This window comes from Roseovarius pelagicus, from assembly GCF_025639885.1.
Lineage (GTDB): Bacteria > Pseudomonadota > Alphaproteobacteria > Rhodobacterales > Rhodobacteraceae > Roseovarius > Roseovarius pelagicus.
In genome coordinates this window covers 3,621,274-3,642,298 of record NZ_CP106738.1, presented here as the reverse complement: position 1 = coordinate 3,642,298, position 21,025 = coordinate 3,621,274, and the positions used below count along the sequence as shown (strand labels likewise).

The window sequence follows — 21,025 nt, the reverse complement described above, 5'->3', positions numbered from 1 at the left end:
CTCCTTGAACTGAAGTGTCTCGATCTGCCGCACCAAATAACGGGCGGGCCTCCTGTGTCGGTAATGTAGGCACTCGCGCGCGGATCGCAAAGCATGCAACACAGAGTCACGCGACCGTGAAATCATGTGTCGCCAAAGCTTAGGCACCCAGAGATTTTCCCAACCAGACGAGAATGAGACCGGAAACCAGCGCCAGCATGCCAATGGTGCGACGTGCCTCTGGTGGAATGCTGCGCAGCGCCTCCAGCATCCGCTCAACGATCTGAGGAGCCAGCGCATAGACCAGCCCCTCCACAATCAGCACAAGCCCGAGGGCAAGCGCAGCAACGCCCAACATTACTCGGCCGTTACCGAGTTGAAGTAGTTGAAGAATTCACTATCTGGCGACATCACAATAGAAGAGTTATCGCCGCGCAGTGCGATCCTGTAGGCATTCAGTGAACGATAGAATTCAAAGAACTCCTGATCGGCTCCGAACGCTTGGTTAAAGATCGCGTTGCTTTTGGCGTCAGCCTCGCCTCGTGTGATTTCGGCCTGACGTTTGGCGTCTGATACGATCTCCACTTGGGTCCGGTCCGCTTGCGCGCGGACACGCTGGGCCGCCTCGTTACCGCGAGCGACCTCATCGGCGGCTTCCCGCTCGCGCTCAGCACGCATCCGGGCAAAAGTCGCGTCAAGGTTCTGACTTGGCAGGTCCGTACGCTTCAACCGTACGTCTACCACCTCGATCCCCAGCGCATTGGCGTCGGCGATAGCGGCGTTGCGAATACGCAGCATCAGCGCGGCACGGTCAGAACTGAGAATATCATTCGAACTGACCGAACCGAGGATTTCACGAGTTTTCGACCGCAGGATCGAATCCAGACGGTTTTCGGCGAACGGAATACCACCATCACCGACGGCCTCACGGAACTTCTGCACTTCGGATATCCGGTAGCGCGCGAATGCATCCACCACCAGACGCCTGTCATCCAGTGGCGTGACTTCCAGCGGGTCGATGTCGCGGCTCAGGATACGGTCATCATAACGCACGACCTCTTGGATCAGCGGAATTTTGAAACCAAGTCCCGGCTCTTCTTTGACCGCGATAATCTTAGAGAACTGGAGCACGAGAACCTTCTCGCGCTCGTCCACGATAAAAACCGAGCTGAGTGCTGTGATAACAACGACAGCAAGCACCGGTAGGAAAAAAGCTGATTTCCGCATCTTATTGTTCTCCCGAATTACGGCGCAGTTCATTGAGTGGCAGATAAGGAACAATGCCCTGACCTCCGCCGCCCTGATTTTCGTCGAGGATAATCTTGTCCATATCGCCCAACACTTCTTCCATCGCTTCGAGATAGAGACGCTTGCGGGTGATCTCCGGTGCTTTCTGATACTCGGTCAGAACCGCGGAGAACCGGCTTGCTTCACCTTCGGCCTCGTTCACGACACGCGCACGATACCCTTCAGCCTCTTCCAGCGTTTGTGCAGCTTCACCACGCGCCTGCGCGAGAACGCGGGCAGCGTAGGCGTCGGCCTCTTTTTCCAGCCGGTCACGTTGCTGCTCAGCGGCCTGCACTTCACGGAAGGCGTCAATCACCTGTTGCGGCGGATCAGCCTTGTCAAAGTTGACACGGATCACGTCCACGCCGCTGTCGTAGCTGTCCAGTGTGGACTGGATCAATTCCTCGAGCCGCGAGGCAATCACGCCCCGATCACGGTTCAGGATAGGGGCCAGTTGCGATTGCGCGATGATCTCGCGCATGGCCGATTCAGACACAGCGCGGATGGTCATGCGCGGATCGCGAAGGTTAAACAGATACTTTGCCGGATCGTTAATGTTCCAAACCACTTGGAAATCAATATCGACGATGTTTTCGTCGCCGGTCAGCATCAGCCCCGCCTCGGACCCGCGTACACCCACGCCGATATCCTCGTTACGTTCGCTGGTCACTGCGACCTTCTCGTAGGTGATGAATGGCCACGGTGCCAAATGCGCACCTGATCCCGTGGTGCGGTGATACTCGCCCAAGAACAGCTCAACTGCGCGCTCTTCGGGTTTGACCGTGTAAAAGCTGGCGAACAACCACATACCGACAGCGATCAACAGCCCGATGAAGACGGTACCGCGTGTCAGGCCCGGACCGCCCGAGCCGCCGCCGGTGCCGTTCGTGCCACCGCCGCCACCGCGTCCGCCCATCAGCACGCGCAACTGATCTTGGCCTTTCTTCATCAGTTCATCGATTTCGGGAATCTGACTGCTACCCTCTGGTGGGCGACGTCCGCCCCGATTACCGCCATTTCCGCGGTTATCACCACCAGAGCCATTGCCGCCACCTGAATTTCCGCCGCCGCCCCAAGGGCCGCCAGACTGTCCTGCCATCGTGTCGTTTTCCTTCTGTCTCTTGGCCTGCGCTACGCGCAAACGTTATCTTTAAACTGTATAGCCGCGCCCAAAAATCAACCCAACAAGCCTGTTCAAACCGTGCGAATAGGGGTTTTCATGGTCACGATTTCTTCGGACATGGTCGGATGCACCGCACATGTCCGGTCAAAGTCCTCCTTGGTCGCGCCCATTTTGATTGCAATCCCCGCCAACTGGATCATCTCGCCCGCACCCGGCGCCACGATATGACACCCTAACACCTTGCGCGTTTTCTGACTCACGACCAGCTTCATCAGCACCCGGTTCTGACGCCCGGCAAAGGCCTGCTGCATCGGCTTGAACGAGGTACAGTAAATCTCGACTGTTTCCTGTTCGCGAGCTTCTTCTTCGGTCATCCCCACCGTTCCAACCTCAGGTTGGGTAAAAATCGCGGTGGGGATCAACGCATGATCAACTGGCGTCGGATTGCCTTTGAACACGGTTTCAACAAAGGCCATGCCTTCGCGGATCGCGACCGGCGTCAGCGCCACGCGATCGGTCACGTCGCCGATGGCATAAATTGATGGCACAGCGGTCTGGCTGAATTTATCGACAATGATTTCACCATTGCGACCCAATTCCACCCCAGCCTCTGCCAGCCCCAGTCCGCCCGTGTTCGGTTTGCGTCCGGTGGCGAAAAACACCTGTTCGAATACCTTTTCCGTGCCATTGGTGGATTTCACCCGGCACCCGCCCTCTGTTGGCGCCATTTCGAGGATATTGGTGCCCAAATGCAAATCGATGCCTGACTGCTGCATTTCTTCTGCTACCAGTCCGCGCGCCTCGTCATCAAAACCGCGCAACACCTGCGCGCCCCGATAATACTGCGTCACCTGAACGCCCAGCCCATTCAGGATACAGGCAAACTCGCAGGCGATATAGCCGCCTCCGACGATCAGGATGGATTTCGGCAAAGTTTCCAGATGAAAGATGTCGTCGCTGACGATTCCACACTCAGCCCCCGGCAGATCAGGGCGCACCGGATGACCACCCGACGCCACCAGAATGTGTTTGGCGGTGAAGACCTCGCCAGTGGACAGGCTGACCGTATGCGCATCCTTCAACACGGCGCGCGCGTCATAGGTGGTAACGCCGCTACCGGACAGAATACTGCGATAAACGTCTTCCAGCCGGTCCAGTTCTGACCGCAGCTTGGTGCTGAAATCACCCCAGTTGAAGCCCCCGGAATGCACAGTCCAGCCATAGGCGCGCGCATCCTCTATCGCGTCGGGATATTCGCTGGCGAACACCATCAGCTTTTTCGGCACGCAGCCGCGAATAACACACGTACCGCCATACCGATCTTCTTCGGCCAAGGCGACCTTGGCGCCTTCGGCGGCAGCCACACGCGCGGCACGCACCCCACCGGATCCGCCGCCGATCACGAATAGATCGTAGTCAAAACTCATGCCTGTCCCCTGCCCGCTACTTTCAGTCCATCATGTCGGTGAAAAGGTTGTCACTCTCGACAAAATCGAGGCGATCCCGCTCTACCGTACCCTCATTGATGTCGCGCATCTCGACGCGGCCATCGCCATAGCCGATCACGACCACATCGCAGATATCTATAAACAAGCCATTTTCAACCACGCCGGGGATTTGGTTCAATACCATCGCCAGTTGGCGAGCATTGCCAATCCGGCCCAGATGCAGGTCAAGGATATGATTGCCTTCGTCGGTGACGAACGGTCGCGTGCCGTTCATCCGCAATGATACGTCGCGCCCCATCACATCGACCGAGATCAACATTTCCTCAATCAGCGCGCGACTGGTCTGCCAGCCAAACGGGATCACTTCGACGGGTAGTGGAAAAGCCCCCAGCCGCTCCACCTCTTTGGCCGCGTCCGCGATCACGATCATCTGGTCGCTTGCCGTCGCCACGATCTTTTCCTGTAACAGCGCACCGCCGCCACCTTTGATCAGGTTCAATTCACCGTCGAATTCATCCGCCCCATCAATCGTCAGGTCCAGCCACTTGGCCTCGTCAAGACTGATCACCTCGATTCCGACTTCGCTGGCCAGTTGCGCCGTGCGCGTCGACGTCGGCACGCCGCGGATTTTCAGACCATCCTCGCGCACCAATTCACCCAGACAACGCACCATCCACGCCGCAGTACTGCCGGTCCCCAAGCCGACGCGCATTCCATCCTCGACAAAATCCACTGCCCGCTTGGCGGCGACGAATTTTGCCTTGTCTATTGGCGACAGTTCCCCAGTCATGGCAGCGACTCCTTCGTGATTGCGACTGGTATAAGAGAGAAGCCCAAAAGGTGCGAGGATGAATTACCCTGCCGACCCATCCCGATTGCTTGCGCAAGACCATCGGGCCCGCCGTGCCCGGCCATTGGTCACGGCCTTATTCCTTTTGTGGTCTGCGTGAAAATGCGTTTGGCCATAACAAGCCTCGCCATGTCACTTACGGCGCGGTACGCATAGCCATGAAACTACCACTCCGCTTGCATTATGCGCCCGATAACGCTTCGCTGATCATCCGCCTTGCGCTGGAGGAGTTAGGCTGCGCCTACGAAACTGTGCTGGTTGATCGTGCCATCCGGGCACAAGACAGCGCCGATTACCGCAGGATCAATCCAAACGGCCTGATTCCGGCCATCGAGACACCCCACGGCGCGATTTTCGAGACGGCCGCGATCCTGCTCTGGTTGGATGAAGCCTACCCTGGTGCTCTGGCCCCTCACCCCGGCAATCCACGTCGAGGCGATTTCCTGAAATGGCTGATCTTTTTGGCCAACACAGTACACCCCGCGCTCCGCATGACCTTCTACGCTGATAAATACATCGGCCCGGATGCAAAGCTGGAGGCCGCGTTGCGCGCCAGAACACAACAGAATATCGCCCGGCACCTGAATACACTGGATGCACATGCGACCGGCGCCGTCTTTGGTGCGCCAGACCCCAGCCTGATCGACCTCTACCTTGCCCCTATGCTGCGCTGGATGGCGCTTTATCCCACAGGGGGCACTGGCTGGTTCGACCTTGGTCAATGGCCTGCACTGTATGCGATCACGCGCTCCATGGACACGCGAGCGAGCACACAGCGCATTGCTGCACTGGAGGGGCTCGGGCCGACACCATTTTCCGCACCATGTCTGGCCGCGCCCCCTGTGGGCAGTGCAACCTGACATACCAAACCAAAACCGGGACTGACAGTATCAATAGCAAGCGGAGTTCTGATTTGCCATCCGCGGCAGTATGGCCGACAAAGGATATACAGACCAATCCGATTCCGGGGCAGGGTTGCATGTGCCCACCTCGCATATCGCCCAGACGCGAGGATTTCGCATGAGCTGGCTTACCCGTTCCGGTCGCCCCCTCCCCCGTTCGATCGTGGAGCAGGCAGACCACGCCCGCGACGATGGTGTGAGCCGTCGCGAATTTTTGGCGCTGGCCAGCAGCTTTGGTGCCAGTACCGCCACAGCCTATGCAATGTTGGGTTTGTCTGCCCCCGCGCGGGCCGATACCGGAGAATCTGAGCCAAGTGCCGCCAACGGCGCGGCCGTCCGAATCCAGATGGAAGTCCGGCCTGTCGGCGACCCACGCAGTTTTGATTGGTTTCAGGCCGCCAACGTTACAAGAGGTTGGCTGGAATACCTCGTCACGTATGAAAACGACGGCACGTTCCTGCCGCAACTGTTGCAAGATTGGGAAATCAGCCACGACGCCCGCCGTTACACACTGCGCGTACGCCCCGGCGTAACCTGGAACAATGGTGTTCCATTCACATCGGCTGACGTGGCGCGTAACATCGCGCGTTGGTGCGACAAGAGTGCGCCGGGCAATTCCATGGCCGGGCGTTTTGCGGTGTTGGTCGATCCCGATACCGGCCAGTTGATCGACGGTGCGGTCACGACCCCCGACGATCTGACCGTGATCGTCAACTTGCCCCGCGCAGACATTTCCTTGATCGCCGGCATGGCCGATTACCCAGCAGCCATTGTGCCCGCCGGATTCGATCCCGATAACATGATGGAGGCACCAATCGGCACCGGACCGTATCTGCCCGAACGCGTCACACCTGGCGTAGGTGCGGTTTTGGTGCGCAATGACAGCCACCGGTGGTGGAATGCCGGCAACGGTGCATGGATGGAACGGATCGAATTCATCGATCTGGGCACCGATCCCGCCAGCTATGCCGCCGCCGCCGAAGCCGGTCGGATCGACATGACCCATTCCGTAGAGGGTGATTTCGTCGAAGTTTTTGGCGGCATGGATGGCTGGGTCGAGAATGATATCATAACAGCCGCCACCATCGTGATCCGCCCCAACCAAAAGGCCGAAGTGGACGGCACCACACCCTACGCAGATGTCCGCGTGCGCCGCGCGCTACAACTGGCCATGAGCAACGAAATCCTGTTGGAGCTAGGATACTCTGATCGCGGTATCTTGGCAGAAAACCACCATATTTCCCCCCTGCATCCCGAATACACGGCCATGCCGCTGCCCGAATACGATCCCGCCGCCGCGCGCGCGCTGATGGCAGAGGCAGGTATGGCCGATTTCGAACACGAGCTTGTCTCGCTTGACGACAACTGGCGGCGCAACACCGCCGATGCTGCTGCTGCCCTGTTGCGAGATGCGGGCATCAACGTACGCCGCACGATCGTGCCCGGCGCGATCTATTGGACCAACTGGATGAATTTCCCCTTCAGTACGACGGATTGGGGCCACCGCCCGCTGGGGGTACAGACCTACGCGCTGGCCTATCGCTCTGATGAAGTCTGGAACGAATTTGGCTGGGCAAACGCCGAATTCGATGCAGCGTTGGAAGAGGCGTTGGCGACACTCGACATCGACAAACGCCGCGCACTGGTCGGTCGCTGTCAGAAACTGCTGCGCGACGAAGGGGTGACAGTACAACCATTTTGGCGCCGCCTGTTCAATCACACCGTCGAAGGGCTGTCAGGTGGCGAGCACCACATCGGCTTTGAAATCCGGCCCGCCGAATTGCGATGGGTCTGACGGAACTCGCAAACTGACGCATACGTATTCTGCTGCCTCCACAGTCAGCACCGCAAATTTGCACAGAAATCCGGCCCAACAGCGATTGCCTGCCCCTGCATTCCGGGCGTAAAGAACCCCATGACCCTGAATTCCCCCGCTCCATTAGCGACCACACGCACACCGCTCGGTTTTGTCGAGTTCGTGATTCTCATGGCATTCATGGTGTCGATCACCGCGATGGCCACCGATGTAATGCTACCTGCGTTGGACCGGATCGGCAGCGATCTGGGGGTTTCAGACCCTAATCAGACGCAGCTGGTGATTTCCTCGCTCTTTCTCGGATTCGCCTTGGGGCAGGCCTTGGCCGGGCCGATGTCGGACAGCTTTGGGCGCAAGCCGGTGATCTATGGCGGTTACGCGATCTTTCTCGTCGGGTGCGCCCTGTCGCTCTGGGCCCAAAGCTGGGAGGCGATGATCGCCGGGCGCGTGCTGCAAGGGTTCGGAGCCGCCTTTCCACGCATTGTCACGATCGCGTTGGTGCGGGACGGTTTTGCCGGACGCGAAATGGCTCGGATCATGTCGGTGGTGATGGCGGTATTCATCCTTGTACCCACGATTGCGCCCGCAGTCGGCCAGTTGGTGCTGGCCTTCAGCGATTGGCACGCGATGTTCGGCGTACTGATCGCAATGGCCGTCGGCGCATGCGGATGGTTTGCACTGCGCCAGCCCGAGACACTGCCACACGATGCGCGTCGGCCCTTTTCCCTACGCAGCATCCAGACCGGTCTGGTTGAAGTTTGCGCCTCTCGCGTCGCAATCGGCTATACCGTGGCGGCCGGGCTGATCTTTGGTGCGTTCCTGACCTATCTCAGTACAGCACAGCAGATATTTCAGCAGATCTATGATACCGGGCCCCTCTTTGCGCTTTACTTCGCCATGGCAGCACTCGCCATTGGCGGCGCCTCGATGGTCAACTCGATGCTGGTGATGCGCCTCGGCATGCGCTCGTTGACGCGCACTGCAATGATCGGAATCGCCATTGCATCAGCCCTCTTTGCCGGACCCGTAGTGATGTTCGATGGGGTGCCACCCTTCTGGATGTTCATGCTCTGGCTTCTGGTGGTTTTCTTCTGCACCGGCATTCTGTTCGGCAACCTCAATGCCATCGCGATGGAACCGTTGGGCCATATCGCGGGGCTTGGGGCGGCGCTGGTGGGTTCGGGCACTACATTCATATCGCTGCCGCTGGCATGGTATCTGGGGCATCTCTTTGACGGCGGCGTTCTGCCACTGATCGGCGGCTTCGGTGTGCTCGCATCAGCTGCACTCGTGGTGATCCTCTGGGCCGACCGGGACGAGAATGTCGCGCCTGCGGAATAAACCGCACCCTACACCCGGCCGCGATTGTGGTGCATAACCCGGCTACCAAGTGATTCACCAAACGCCGAGGACAGACCTATGCATGACATCCGTGCGATCCGCGAAAATCCTGCCGCCTTTGACGCCGCCCTGACGCGGCGTCCGGGGGTTTCGCCGGTCTCGTCCGATATCCTTGCTCTGGATGAAGCGCGCCGCAGCAAGATCGCGGCGGCAGAGCGGGCACAAGCCGACCAGAACAAAGCCTCCAAAGAGGTCGGCGCCGCCAAGGCCAGCGGCGATGATGCCGAATTCGAACGGCTTCGCGCGCTCGTCGGCGAGAAGAAGGCCGAAGTGGCCGAAATGCAGACCGAGGCCAAAGCGCTCGATACACAACTGTCCGAGATGCTGATGGGCATCCCCAATCTGCCATATGACGACACGCCCGAAGGCGCGGACGAAGCCGACAATGTGGAAATTCACCGCTGGGGCACACCTCGCACACTCGATTTCGCGCCCAAGGAACATTACGAAATCCCCAGTGTCATTTCCGGTATGGATTTCGAGACCGCAGCCAAGCTGAGCGGGGCACGCTTTGTCGTTCTCAGCGGTGCCGTAGCCCGCATTCACCGCGCACTGGCGCAGTTCATGATCAACACCCATATCGACCAGAACGGGCTGACCGAGACATGGACGCCTGTGCTGGTGCGCGATGAAATGATGCTGGGCACCGGACAACTGCCCAAGTTCGGCGAGGACAGCTATCGCACCACCAATGGCTGGTGGCTGGTGCCCACGGCCGAGGTCACCCTAACCAACATCGTGAACGGTATGACCGTGGATGCAGACTATCTGCCGCGCCGCTATGTGGCCCACACCCAGTGTTTCCGCTCGGAAGCGGGCAGCGCCGGGCGCGACACGGCTGGAATGCTGCGGCAGCACCAGTTTGAAAAGGTCGAGATGGTCAGCGTCACGCATCCTGATCACAGCCGTGACGAGCTGGACCGTATGACCGGCTGCGCCCAAGGCATCCTCGAGGCGCTTGGCCTCGCCTATCGCACCGTCGTGCTGTGTACCGGCGATATGGGGTTTGGCGCGCGTCGCACCCATGACATCGAGGTTTGGTTGCCCGGACAGAATACCTACCGCGAGATCAGCAGCGTGTCGGTCTGCGGCGATTTTCAGGCGCGCCGGATGAATGCCCGGTTCAAGCCCGCCGAAGGTGGCAAACCGCAATTCCTGCACACACTCAACGGGTCGGGACTGGCTGTCGGACGCTGTCTGATTGCCGTGCTGGAAAACGGACAGCAGGCCGATGGCTCGGTCGTATTGCCAGAGGTGATCCATCCCTATCTGGGCGGAAAATCGACACTGATGGTCGACGGCACTCTGGGCTGACGTCCCAACGCACGGGATGCGCACATGAGCGGCCAGAATTGACTTTGCCGCTCATGCATTAGGTTCTGGCATATAACATGCCCGACCCCGACGAAACGGATCCACCGCCAATGCCCTACCTTGTTTTTCTCGCCGCGCTAAGCTTTGTCGCATCGCCTTTACTGACACCCGGGTTCGGCGGGTTTGAGCCTAATCAATTCCCTGTCCCCCAGAACAACCCGCCAGCACAACCAGCGGGATATGCATTCGCAATCTGGGGATTGATTTATCTGTGGCTGGTTATCGCAACTGGATTTCAGATGCTGTGGCGCAAAACGGCCGCCGATTGGGTGTCTATGCGTCCTGCGTTGTTTGCTTCTCTGGCGATTGGTGCATTCTGGCTGCCGGTGGCGCTAGTCAGCCCTCTTGGGGCTACGGTATTGATATGGGCGATGCAAATCACCGCAGTGCTGGCACTCTGTCGGTGCCCGGATCGTGACGCGGCATTCGCCTCTGGCCCAGTGGGATTATACGCAGGCTGGCTGACAGCAGCGGCGAGTATATCGCTGGCCCTGATCGGCGCGGGCTGGGGATTCATGACCGGCACAAACGCCGCCATTCTAGCTTTGGCCATCGCGCTGACCGTGACCCTCGTCGTCATGACACGCCGCGCAACCGCGATTACTTACCCCGTCGGTGTGATCTGGGCACTGATCGCGGTGGTCGTCGCGAATTGGGCCGACGGTCCGCAAAGCGTGATCTGGTTCGCCACGGCAGGCGCAGTTGGGATCGCCGCATTTGCCACTGTGACGAACTATCGACGCCTCTGACGCCTCACGGGCGGCAGTGCACGATGATAGGCAATTTCACAGTCGCATCGCGGATTACGTGATTGACCTTCGCCACGTATCGCCATCCGTCCGACGTCTGCACCGTGCGCGCATCGCGAAAACCGAAATCAGCCGCCACTCGGCGTGGAATTTCGATGCGCGCGTCATGGCCCCATCCTTGTGTGCTGCGTCCTTTGTCCCCGTCCACACACGCATCCCATGCACGCGCGGCAGTGGGTTTTCCCACGCGGTAGGTCATCGTCACAGGACCCTCACAACGCCCAATCTGCCCATGATCGGCGCGGCGCAGTTCCGCAATATTACCGTCATCGAAAAAAGCGTACATTTCCATCCGCTCACATTTTGCGCGGCACGCTCCGGGAGAGGAAATCAGGGCTTCGTCGCATACGCCGTCCAAGCGTTTCGGCGGCTTCGGACGCGGAAAAGAAAACTGATAGCTCCCCGGCACGAACTCAGTCTGGGTCATCGGTGCGCTGCGGCGCACGATGATCTCCTGCGGGCGCAGTACGCGTAACTGCACACGCCCCGGACGCGTGCCGCAGGCGACCGGCCAGCCCGGTGTGTCGTCTCGGGCAAAGCGCGCGCACAGGTTCACCGGCGCCGTGTTGAACGGATGACGTGCGCCATAGCGTTTAACTGCTTTTTTCTGACCTGTTCCCTTGGCACTATCTGCCTCGCACTGCCTGCGTCCGAAACGGTCCTTGCTTGTCTCGCGGTGGCCAGCCTTGCAGGTACATTCCCCACGCGCTGCATCCGGTGCCGTCCCGGCAGCACAACTCCATACACAGCGACCATCGGTGCGTACCGCTTTGTAGGGACCGTCACACGCCGCCGCGGCGGCACCGGCCCAGAACAGAGCAATGGTAAAAATCAAATAACGCATTGTCTTCTCCCAAATAACTTTAGGCAATGACGCAAGCGTATACAGAAACCCCACAGTCTCAAGACACCGGTTTGATATCTAAGGCTGGATAGTCTCGCCAATCACACGCAGCGCAGCCCCCTATCGGGAGTCTGAACCACCCTTACCCAGATGCTTGCGCAAACGCGAAGGTGTGGACTTTTTCTTGGCCTTGTACGGATTTTTGTCCGACTGACTGCGCAGGTACAAGCGGATCGGCGTGCCCGGCATGTCAAAATCCACGCGCAGACCGTTGACCAGATAGCGGGTATAGCTGTCGGGCATTTTGTCCGGGTGGCTACACATCACAACAAATCCGGGCGGGCGCGTCTTGGCTTGGGTCATGTAACGCAGCTTGATCCGCTTGCCGCCCGGCGCGGGGGGCGGATGCGCCTCCAACATGCCTGTCAGCCAACGGTTCAACTGGGCCGTCGACACCCGCCGGTTCCAGACCTCATGCGCCTTTTCGACCGCTGCGCGCAGCCGGTCCATGCCCTTGCCCGTCTTGGCAGACACTGTCACCAGAGGTGCGCCGCGCAGTTGTGGCAGCAGACGCTCAAAGCTTTCACGCAGATCGCGCAGCTTGGCCTGTTTTTCCTGCTCGACGTCCCATTTGTTGACCGCGACGACCACCGCCCGGCCCTCGCGTTCGGCCAGATCGGCGATGCGCAGATCCTGCTGTTCAAACGGAATCGCTGCATCAAGCAGAACCACCGCCACTTCGGCGAACTTTACCGCGCGCAATCCGTCGCCAACACTCAGCTTTTCCAGCTTCTCCTGCACGCGTGCCTTCTTGCGCATCCCGGCAGTGTCAAAGACGCGCATATGCAACCCGTCCCAATTGACCTGAAGCGAGATCGCATCGCGGGTAATCCCGGCCTCAGGACCCGTCAGCAGCCGCTCTTCACCAATGATCTGGTTGATCAGCGTGGATTTTCCTGCGTTCGGTCGTCCCACTACAGCCACTTGCAATGGCCGCTTTGCGGTGGGGATGCGCGGACCTTCGGGATCATCCTCATCCAGCGTGACATCGGTTTCGGGCGCTTCGGCCTCGGCGCGTTTGGCATATTCGTCAGCCAGTGGCATCAGGTGTGAATAAAGGTCGTTCAATCCCTCGCCATGTTCTGCCGATAGACGGATCGGCTCGCCCAGGCCCAATGCATATGCCTCGATCACGCCAGCGTCAGCAGCAGAACCTTCCCCCTTGTTCGCCGCCAGAATCACATGCTTGGCCCGCTTGCGCAGAATCTCGGCAAAAATCTCGTCGGTCGGCGTCACGCCTGCGCGGGCATCAATCATAAAGAGACAGATATCGGCCATGTCCACTGCACGCTCGGTCAGCTTGCGCATGCGGCCTTGCAGGCTCTCGTCGGTCGCCTCTTCCAGCCCTGCCGTGTCGATCACGGTAAAGCGCAGATCGCCGAGACGTGCCGCACCTTCGCGCAGGTCGCGCGTGACGCCGGGCTGGTCATCAACCAGCGCCAGACGTTTACCGACAAGTCGGTTAAAAAGTGTGGACTTGCCCACATTGGGGCGGCCCACGATGGCCAGGCTGAACGTCATGTCGCGGCTCCGCAGCGGGTCAGAGCGCTCCTGTTACAGCAAACGCTGCTCAACGGAAAGCGTGAAGCGTGCCCTTGGTCGAGACTACGTAAAGCGTCTGGTTCGCGACCACTGGTGCAGTCGTGGCCCCTCCGGGAACTTCGACTGTGCGCTGCAGCGCGCCCGAGACCGGATCGAAAAACCGCAGCAATCCGTCATTGGATGCAACCACCACCTGACCGCCAGCAATCACGGGCCCTTGGTGAGCATAGATTTCGGCCTGCCGACGTGGGCGATCCTTGGTAAAGAAGGGCAGTTTGGCGCCCCAGATCCGCGTGCCGGTTTCGCCATCCAGCCGGACCAGTTCGTTCCTGTCAGACACAAGGAACAGATCGCCGCCCGCTGGCCAGACAGGCCCCATCGGACCCTCATTCGCTGACCAGATACGCGCACCGTTGGCCAGGCGGAATGCGGCCATGCGACCCGCGCTGTTGCCGACATAAATGCGATCACCGTCAATCACCGGATCGCCGACGACATCGGTAATGCTGGACTGTGCCAGACCATCACGCCGTCCGGCGATCTGTGCATCCCAGAGGCGCAGACCACCCTTGCGGAACGCGCCTTGTAACTCGCCAGAGCCAAACGCGAAAACCGCATATTTTTCTGATATCGCAGGTGCCGGACCACCGTGGATGTTGTTAACATCGGGTGTCGCAGTCAAACGCCACTTGATCCGGCCCGTATCTGTATCCAGAGCCCAAGCAACATCATCGCCCGCCACCAGATAGACCAGATTGCCATAGACAGCCGGGCTGCCCGTTGCAGTCTGACGCAGTTCCTGTTCCCAGAGTTCGCGGCCCGTCGCAGCATCCAGCGCGGTCAGTCGACCAAAGCCGCTGGATACAAAAACCTTGCCGTTACTATAGGCCAGACCACCGCCCGAACCGTCGTTGGGCGAATCATTCTCGGGGACCAGATCAACACTCCAGAGCGCCGCCCCGTCTGTGGAATGCGCACTGATTTGCGCGCTGCTGTCCATGGCAAAGACCCGGCCGCCACCAACCACGGGATCGGCGGTGATGCGGCTGCGTGGTCCGTCGCCAGATCCGATTTTGGCCGACCACACCAGTTGCGGCGCAGATCTCAGTGCCGGGTGTTGCGGACGCCCTGCTGCCGACCCGGTTGTTTGGGTCCATTCCGTATTGGTTTGCGCAGGCGGCAGGCTGATCGGTGCGGGTCCGTCACCTGCGGCCGCGTCTGCGATCACCGGCGATGTATCCGCCTCGGCATCGCCCACCACGGCAAAGATATTCTCACGCTTGCCCTGCAGGATCGTGTCATTTTCAGAACAGGCCGTCAGCAGCATACCAGCCGCGAGCCCCAGGATCAGTCCGTTACGTTTCACCAGTTCTGTCCCCACTTGTCGCAGTTCACCACGCAGATCGCGTGATCTATTCGGTCGCTGCCGTACCGCCCTCGGTCTGAGTATCCAGCACACCACCCAATGCCACAATCACTTGTGATACGCGACGACGCAAGCCCGGCGTCGCACCAGCATCGGCAGTCAGGCGCTGAAGTCGCTCAATCGCTGCATCACGATCGCCTGTTTCGACATCAAGATAGGCGAGTTGCTCTTCAGCCAAAAGCCGCACAAGGCCACTCCCCAATGCCAGTCCGTCAAGGCGCGCCCGGCGGGTTTCAACGTCCAGTCCGCTTGCCGGGATCATCACTGCCTTGAGCGTTGCAATCTGGCGATAGACCTGCTCGACATCGTTACGGTCTGCGATGGCCAACAGCCGTCTGGCAGCGTTTTCCGGCGCTTCTGACACTTCTTCTGACGCGGCCAAAAGATCCACGACCGATTGGCTTGCGGCGTCAGGGGCTGAAATCGCATCGAGTGCCGCAACCCGCTTTGCAGGTTCTTCGGTCGTCAGAGCGGCAAGGACACTGTCCCCCAACGCCTCGGCCTGAGCGCGCGCCCGGGCCTTTTGCCATTCATTGTAGGTGGCACCACCGACCAAAACCAAAATTGCCAGTACAGCAATCCATCCGTATCGGCGCATCAGGCCAAACAGACGATCACGCCGGACCTCTTCTGTCACTTCATCAATGAAACTGTCGGTATTACTCACGAGACCTCGGCCACTCTTGTGGTATTGGAATTTCGCCCCTCTTACCCTGTCCTTTTGCCACTGCCAAGACCCGCGCCGTCTTGCTATGTGTCGCCGTCTTGCACCTGATCATGTAAAAGTTTAAACTGAACCGAATAGTTTAGAGATTTTTCGCCTTGAATTGCTTAGTCAAACCGACAATTTCGCGTAAACACAGCCACAGAGGCCTAAAGGTATAAAATGCGTCTACTTCCGATCATATCCGCAATCGCGGTCTCTGTGCTGATTTACGGCTTTGTCTTTGAGCGCGAACGGTTCATGGCGACGCTGGCCCCCGCCCCCGTCGATACGCATGTAGAGGACGAGGCATCGGACGAAGTGCCCGCAGCCCAAGAGGCCACAGCCGATACGGTGGCGGCAGCACAACCAAATGCTCCGGTTGGTGTGGTGGCTGTCCGTTCTGTTGCCCGCAACATCGACAGCGCAGTCATCCTGCGCGGCCGCACCGAGGCGGATCGTCAGGTAGAAGTGCGCGCCGAAACCGATGGCAGGATCATCTCTGATCCGCTGCGCAAGGGCAGCTTCGTCGAGGCTGGTGAGCCGTTGTGCAAGCTCGACCCCGCAACGCGGGCAGACACGCTGGCAGAAGCCAAGGCGCGTCTGGATGAATCGCGCACCCGTGTCCCCGAAGCCGAGGCGCGGCTGGCCGAGGCACAATCGAGTCTGGAAGAAGCATTGATCAACAACAACGCCGCCTCGAAACTATCCGAAGGTGGCTATGCGTCCGAGACCCGAGTGGCCGCGACCCGTGCCGCAGTTAGCGCGGCCAAAGCTGCCGTACAATCGGCCAAGGCCGGACTGGAAGCATCACAGACCGGAATTCGCTCTGCCGCCGCCGCCATGGCAGCCGCAGAAAATGAAATCACCCGTCTGGAAATCCTCGCCCCATTCAAAGGGTTGCTGGAAACTGACACTGCTGAACTGGGCAGCCTGCTTCAATCCGGCTCGGTCTGCGCCACGGTACTGCAACTCGACCCGATTATTCTGGTGGGTTTCGTTCCCGAAACCCAAGTGGATCGCGTGGCATTGGGTGCCGACGCCGGGGCAGAACTGGTGTCGCACAATCCATCCGGCGGCAAGCGCCTGCACGGCAAGGTAACGTTCATCTCGCGATCCGCCGATCCACAAACACGCACCTTCCGGGTAGAGATCGAAGTGCCGAACCCAGATCTGTCGGTGCGTGACGGACAGACCGCCGAGATTCTGATATCCTCGGACGGCACCGACGCGCATTTACTGCCGCAGTCTGCCTTGACCCTGAATGACGAGGGCACGCTGGGCGTCCGCATCGTCACCGCCGAGAATACAGCAGACTTCGTTCCGGTCACATTGATGCGCGACACTGTGAACGGCGTCTGGCTTACTGGACTGCCGACAGAGGCGGATGTCATCATCATAGGACAGGAATATGTCATCTCCGGCGTGCCGGTCAAAGCCAGCTACCGCGAGGTTACACAGTGACCGGTCTGGTCGATTGGGCCGCCGCCCGAGCGAGGATGGTCGTTGCCTTCGTCGTGCTGTCGCTGCTGGCAGGCGGCGTCGCCTATGTCAGCCTGCCCAAAGAGGGTGAGCCGGATATTGAAATCCCGGCGCTCTTTGTCTCGGTCCCGTTTCCCGGCATATCCGCTGAGGACAGCGAGAAACTGCTGGTCAAGGTCATGGAGACCGAGCTGAGCGATCTGGACGGGCTGGACAAGATGACCGGCACCGCCGCCGAAAACTACGCTGGCGTCGCGCTGGAGTTCGAATTCGGCTGGGACAAGACCAAGATCATGGCCGATGTGCGCGACTCGATGAACGCGGCCGAGGCCAAATTCCCCGCAGGTGCCGAGAAATACACGATCAACGAGATCAATTTCTCTGAGTTTCCGATCATTATCGTGAACCTCACCGGCGACGTGCCCGAACGCAAGATGACCCAGCTGGCCAAGAATTTGCAGGATCGGCTGGAAGGTCTGGAGCCGGTTCTGGAGGCCGGCATCGCAGGCAGCCGCGACGAGATGGTAGAGATCGTCATCGACCCGCTGCGAATGGAATCCTACAACGTCACCGCGACCGAATTGATCAGTGTCGTCCAAAATAACAACCAGTTGATCGCGGCAGGCGAAGTCACCACCGGCGGCGGCAGTTTCGCGGTCAAAATCCTGTCATCCTTTGACAAAACGCGCGACATCTACCGGCTGCCGATCAAGACCAACGGCGATCGTCAGGTGCTGCTGGGCGAATTGGCGACGATCAACCTTACCTTTGAAGACCGCACCGGCACCGCACGGTTCAACGGCGACACCTCCGTTGCCTTACAGGTGGTCAAGCGCAAGGGATTCAACGTCATCGACACTGCCGATCTGGTGCGCGAAACGGTCGAGGCAGAAAGTGCAAAATGGCCGGACGCGCTCAAGGCAGTGGTGAAAGTCGGCACATCAAATGACCAGTCCCGTATCGTCGGCTCCATGGTGCGCCAACTCGAAGGGTCTGTCCTGACCGCCATCGCGCTGGTGATGATCGTGGTTCTGGCAGCCTTGGGCATCCGGCCCGCCTTACTGGTCGGTTTTGCCATTCCCACGTCCTTCCTGCTGTGTTTTGCGATGCTGGCCGTGATGGACATCACGATCTCGAACATGGTGATGTTCGGTCTGATCCTTGCCGTTGGTATGCTGGTGGACGGTGCAATCGTTGTTGTCGAATACGCCGACAAGCGGATCGACGAAGGTGCCGGCCCCATGCATGCCTATGTGGACGCGGCCAAGCGGATGTTCTGGCCCGTTGTCAGCTCCACCGCCACGACGCTCTGCGCTTTCCTGCCGATGCTGTTCTGGCCGGGCGTTCCGGGGCAGTTCATGGGAATGCTGCCCGTAACGCTGATCTTTGTCCTGTCGGCCTCGCTGCTGGTGGCGCTGGTCTACCTGCCGGTTCTGGGTGGCGTCACCGGGCGGGTTGAACGCTGGTTCAACGACAAGATCGATCAGATCGCTGGTGGCTTCTGGCTCTGGCACATCCTTCTGTTTCCCGTCGCCGCAGCAGCAGTCATTGGCGCGGGCGCGCTGATCCCAGCTCTGCTGGAACAGGTCTCTGCTCGCTTTGCGGTTATGAATATGGGCGACATACTGGGATCGGTTGTCCCGGTTCTGGCCACTGTGTTCGCGCTGCTCTTTGGCGCCGTGGTGCTGGGGGCCGCAGCACTCGCTGGTGTTACGGCCATTTTGCTGGGGATCATGGCCGTGTTTCGGCGGGTCTCAAACGGGCTGCACTGGGCGGGACGCAAAATCCTGCCAAACCGCAACCACAAGGTGCGCTCGGGCTATCGCCGCAGCGCATTTGGCTGGCTCATCCATGCCATCGCGGGCAACCCGGTCGCCCCTTTGCTTGCCTTCTGCGCGATCTTCGTCATCGTGGGCAGCACGCTGATTTATTACATCGGCAACAATAACGGCACCGAGTTCTTCGTCGAGACGGAACCGGAGCGCGCCATTGTCTACGTGCGCGGACGCGGCAACCTGTCGATTGACCAAAAGGACGCGCTGGTGCGCGAAGTCGAACAGATCGTGCTGGATCAACCCGGCATTCAGACTGCTTTTGCCTTTGCCGGTGAGGGCGGGCTGGACAGCAATACCGGCGGCGCGATGGCTCCGCTCGACACGATCGGACAAATCCAGTTTGAAACGATCCCGTGGGAGGACCGCGAAACCGTGACCGAGCCGTGGGCATGGGGCCTGTGGGAACGTCAGATCAAGGCCTCGCAGCTAGACGGCGACGTGATCATCCGCCAACTGACGGCCAAGCTGGAAGACATTCCCGGTATCAAGATCGAGATCCTCGCCGATACCGGCGGTCCCGCCTCGGCCAAGCCGGTACACCTGCGCCTGAAGGGCGATAACTGGGAAGACCTGCAAGCAGCGGCACTTGCCGTGCGTGCCAAATTCGAAGACACAACCGGCCTTACGCTGATTGAGGACACGATGCCCCTGCCCGGCATCGACTGGCAAATCGACGTTGACGTCGAAAAGGCCGGCCGGTTTGGCGCGGATGTTGCCACTGTGGGCGCAATGGTTCAGCTGGTCACGCGCGGCGTGTTCCTCGACACGATGCGCGTTCCGTCATCAGACGAAGAGATCGACATTCGCGTACGCCTACCCGCCGAATACCGCGTGCTTTCGACCCTCGACACGTTGCGCGTGCGGACCAATCAGGGCCTCGTCCCACTGAGCAATTTCATCACCCGCAAGCCGGTGCAGAAACTGGCACAAATCGACCGCATCGACCAACAGCGATACTTCGACGTCAAGGCAGGTGTCGAAACCGGGCTGTTCAAAACCATCACCGATGACAGCGGCAACGAAAGCACCGTGCCGATCACCGCGAATGAACGGATCGAGACATTGAGCGCATGGTTGGCCGATGGGGCAATTCCGGCCAGTGTCGCCTATGAATGGACTGGCGATCAGGAAGATCAGGAAGAATCCGGCGCGTTCCTGCAAAAGGCGTTTCTGGGGGCGTTGGGCCTGATGTTCATCATTCTGCTGGCGCAGTTCAACAGCGTTTACAATGCTGTGCTGGTTCTTTTGGCCGTGGTTCTCAGCACCACGGGTGTGTTGATCGGGATGCTGGTCATGGGCCAGACATTTTCGATCATCATGACCGGAACGGGGATCGTAGCGCTGGCAGGGATCGTGGTGAACAACAACATTGTCCTCATTGACACCTATCAGGAATTCAGCCGCTACATGCCCCGAATCGAGGCGATCACGCGAACAGCCGAGGCCCGTATCCGGCCCGTTCTATTGACCACGATCACCACCATGGCGGGCCTTGCCCCGATGATGTTCGGCCTCAGTCTCGACTTTATCAACGGGGGGTACAGTTTTGACAGTCCAACGGCACTTTGGTGGAAGCAGCTGGCGACAGCGGTGGTGTTCGGCCTTGGGATCGCGACAGTACTGACACTGGTCTTTACCCCGTCGATGTTGGCGCTGCGCGTCTGGGCCGGTACATATGTCCTGTGGATTTCACGCGGCATGGCTGCATTGTCGATGGGCCGATCCAGCCGCGCCGCGCGCGACTGGGCCTTGGCACGGGCAGCCCGCCGGGTGCGCGCACCAGAGCTCATTTGGGATGAGGACAGCCTAGCCATCCCTGAAAAGCCAGTCATGCGCTCAGCAACGGCGGCCACCGCGTCACCAGAGGCATCGGACACGCCTATGCCGCCCCCGACCATGGACGCGACGCTCGACGTGGCAGAGGCACAGGCACCGCGCGAAGCTGCCAATGACCCGGTCTGGGGCGAGGTTCCCCGCGTTCCGGTCGGCTTCGACAAAACCGAAGAAACTCCGCAAGCAGCGGATGAGAGCGACACAACCCCGGATGGCAAACCACTGCGCGCAGCGGAGTAAGTATTCACCGACGACCGACGTAGGCCGGGCTTCAGCCCGGCACACACCTGCCATCGCCTCTTAACTTTCTG

General features: G+C 59.7%; 16 protein-coding genes. 7 read left to right on the top strand and 9 right to left on the bottom strand.

Annotated elements, in window-relative coordinates; genetic code table 11:
* Positions 1-139: 139 nt before the first annotated feature.
* From N7U68_RS19030 to rpiA, 5 genes are all read right to left on the bottom strand, one after another.
* On the bottom strand, positions 140-337 hold the full coding sequence (locus tag N7U68_RS19030; RefSeq protein ID WP_263047839.1) for a DUF2065 domain-containing protein: 198 nt from the start codon (positions 335-337) through the stop codon (positions 140-142).
* Positions 337-1,206 carry a protease modulator HflC gene (gene hflC / locus N7U68_RS19025; RefSeq protein ID WP_165192926.1) on the bottom strand — a complete coding sequence of 290 codons (870 nt, stop codon included), beginning with the start codon at positions 1,204-1,206 and terminating at the stop codon, positions 337-339. Before hflC ends, N7U68_RS19030 begins: the two co-directional genes overlap by 1 nt.
* A gap of 1 nt (position 1,207) precedes the next feature.
* Positions 1,208-2,365 carry an FtsH protease activity modulator HflK gene (hflK, locus tag N7U68_RS19020; protein ID WP_165192928.1) on the bottom strand — a complete coding sequence of 386 codons (1,158 nt, stop codon included), beginning with the start codon at positions 2,363-2,365 and terminating at the stop codon, positions 1,208-1,210.
* A 95-nt stretch (positions 2,366-2,460) separates the two neighbouring features.
* The gene (gene gor / locus N7U68_RS19015) at positions 2,461-3,816 is read right to left on the bottom strand and encodes a glutathione-disulfide reductase (RefSeq protein ID WP_263047838.1); all 1,356 of its coding nucleotides are present in this window, start codon (positions 3,814-3,816) and stop codon (positions 2,461-2,463) included.
* A 22-nt stretch (positions 3,817-3,838) separates the two neighbouring features.
* On the bottom strand, positions 3,839-4,627 hold the full coding sequence (gene rpiA, locus N7U68_RS19010) for a ribose-5-phosphate isomerase RpiA (protein ID WP_165192932.1): 789 nt from the start codon (positions 4,625-4,627) through the stop codon (positions 3,839-3,841).
* A gap of 218 nt (positions 4,628-4,845) precedes the next feature.
* Here rpiA and N7U68_RS19005 point away from each other — a divergent pair, with 218 nt between their 5' ends.
* The 5 genes from N7U68_RS19005 (at position 4,846) to N7U68_RS18985 (ending at position 10,929) form a co-directional block, all read left to right on the top strand.
* On the top strand, positions 4,846-5,547 hold the full coding sequence (locus N7U68_RS19005) for a glutathione S-transferase family protein (RefSeq protein ID WP_263047837.1): 702 nt from the start codon (positions 4,846-4,848) through the stop codon (positions 5,545-5,547).
* A gap of 160 nt (positions 5,548-5,707) precedes the next feature.
* Positions 5,708-7,384, top strand: coding sequence for an ABC transporter substrate-binding protein (locus N7U68_RS19000; RefSeq protein WP_263047836.1), 1,677 nt, complete (start codon positions 5,708-5,710; stop codon positions 7,382-7,384).
* Positions 7,385-7,504: 120 nt separating this feature from the next.
* Entirely contained in the window at positions 7,505-8,746 is a 1,242-nt protein-coding gene (locus tag N7U68_RS18995) for a multidrug effflux MFS transporter (protein WP_165192938.1), read from the top strand.
* Positions 8,747-8,824: 78 nt separating this feature from the next.
* Positions 8,825-10,120, top strand: a complete 1,296-nt coding sequence (gene serS, locus N7U68_RS18990) for a serine--tRNA ligase (protein WP_263047835.1) — start codon at positions 8,825-8,827, stop codon at positions 10,118-10,120.
* 110 nt (positions 10,121-10,230) lie between these two features.
* Positions 10,231-10,929 carry a TspO-related membrane protein gene (locus N7U68_RS18985; RefSeq protein ID WP_165192942.1) on the top strand — a complete coding sequence of 233 codons (699 nt, stop codon included), beginning with the start codon at positions 10,231-10,233 and terminating at the stop codon, positions 10,927-10,929.
* Positions 10,930-10,933: 4 nt separating this feature from the next.
* On the opposite strand, the gene N7U68_RS18980 is transcribed toward N7U68_RS18985, so the two are convergent.
* The 4 genes from N7U68_RS18980 to N7U68_RS18965 all read right to left on the bottom strand — a co-directional run bounded on the left by N7U68_RS18980 (position 10,934) and on the right by N7U68_RS18965 (position 15,528).
* Complete coding sequence (locus N7U68_RS18980; RefSeq protein ID WP_263047834.1) at positions 10,934-11,833, bottom strand: hypothetical protein; 900 nt, start codon at positions 11,831-11,833, stop codon at positions 10,934-10,936.
* A gap of 120 nt (positions 11,834-11,953) precedes the next feature.
* Entirely contained in the window at positions 11,954-13,414 is a 1,461-nt protein-coding gene (der, locus tag N7U68_RS18975; protein ID WP_263047833.1) for a ribosome biogenesis GTPase Der, read from the bottom strand.
* Between the two features lie 49 nt (positions 13,415-13,463).
* The gene (locus tag N7U68_RS18970) at positions 13,464-14,801 is read right to left on the bottom strand and encodes a PQQ-like beta-propeller repeat protein (RefSeq protein WP_241188196.1); all 1,338 of its coding nucleotides are present in this window, start codon (positions 14,799-14,801) and stop codon (positions 13,464-13,466) included.
* A 46-nt stretch (positions 14,802-14,847) separates the two neighbouring features.
* The gene (locus N7U68_RS18965; protein ID WP_263047832.1) at positions 14,848-15,528 is read right to left on the bottom strand and encodes a tetratricopeptide repeat protein; all 681 of its coding nucleotides are present in this window, start codon (positions 15,526-15,528) and stop codon (positions 14,848-14,850) included.
* Between the two features lie 219 nt (positions 15,529-15,747).
* On the opposite strand from N7U68_RS18965, the gene N7U68_RS18960 reads away from it, so the two are divergent.
* Both N7U68_RS18960 and N7U68_RS18955 read left to right on the top strand, forming a co-directional pair.
* A complete protein-coding gene (locus N7U68_RS18960) occupies positions 15,748-17,028 on the top strand; it encodes an efflux RND transporter periplasmic adaptor subunit (protein ID WP_263047831.1) in 1,281 nt (426 codons plus the stop codon).
* Positions 17,025-20,954, top strand: coding sequence for an efflux RND transporter permease subunit (locus N7U68_RS18955; RefSeq protein WP_263047830.1), 3,930 nt, complete (start codon positions 17,025-17,027; stop codon positions 20,952-20,954). Before N7U68_RS18960 ends, N7U68_RS18955 begins: the two co-directional genes overlap by 4 nt.
* Positions 20,955-21,025 lie beyond the last annotated feature (71 nt).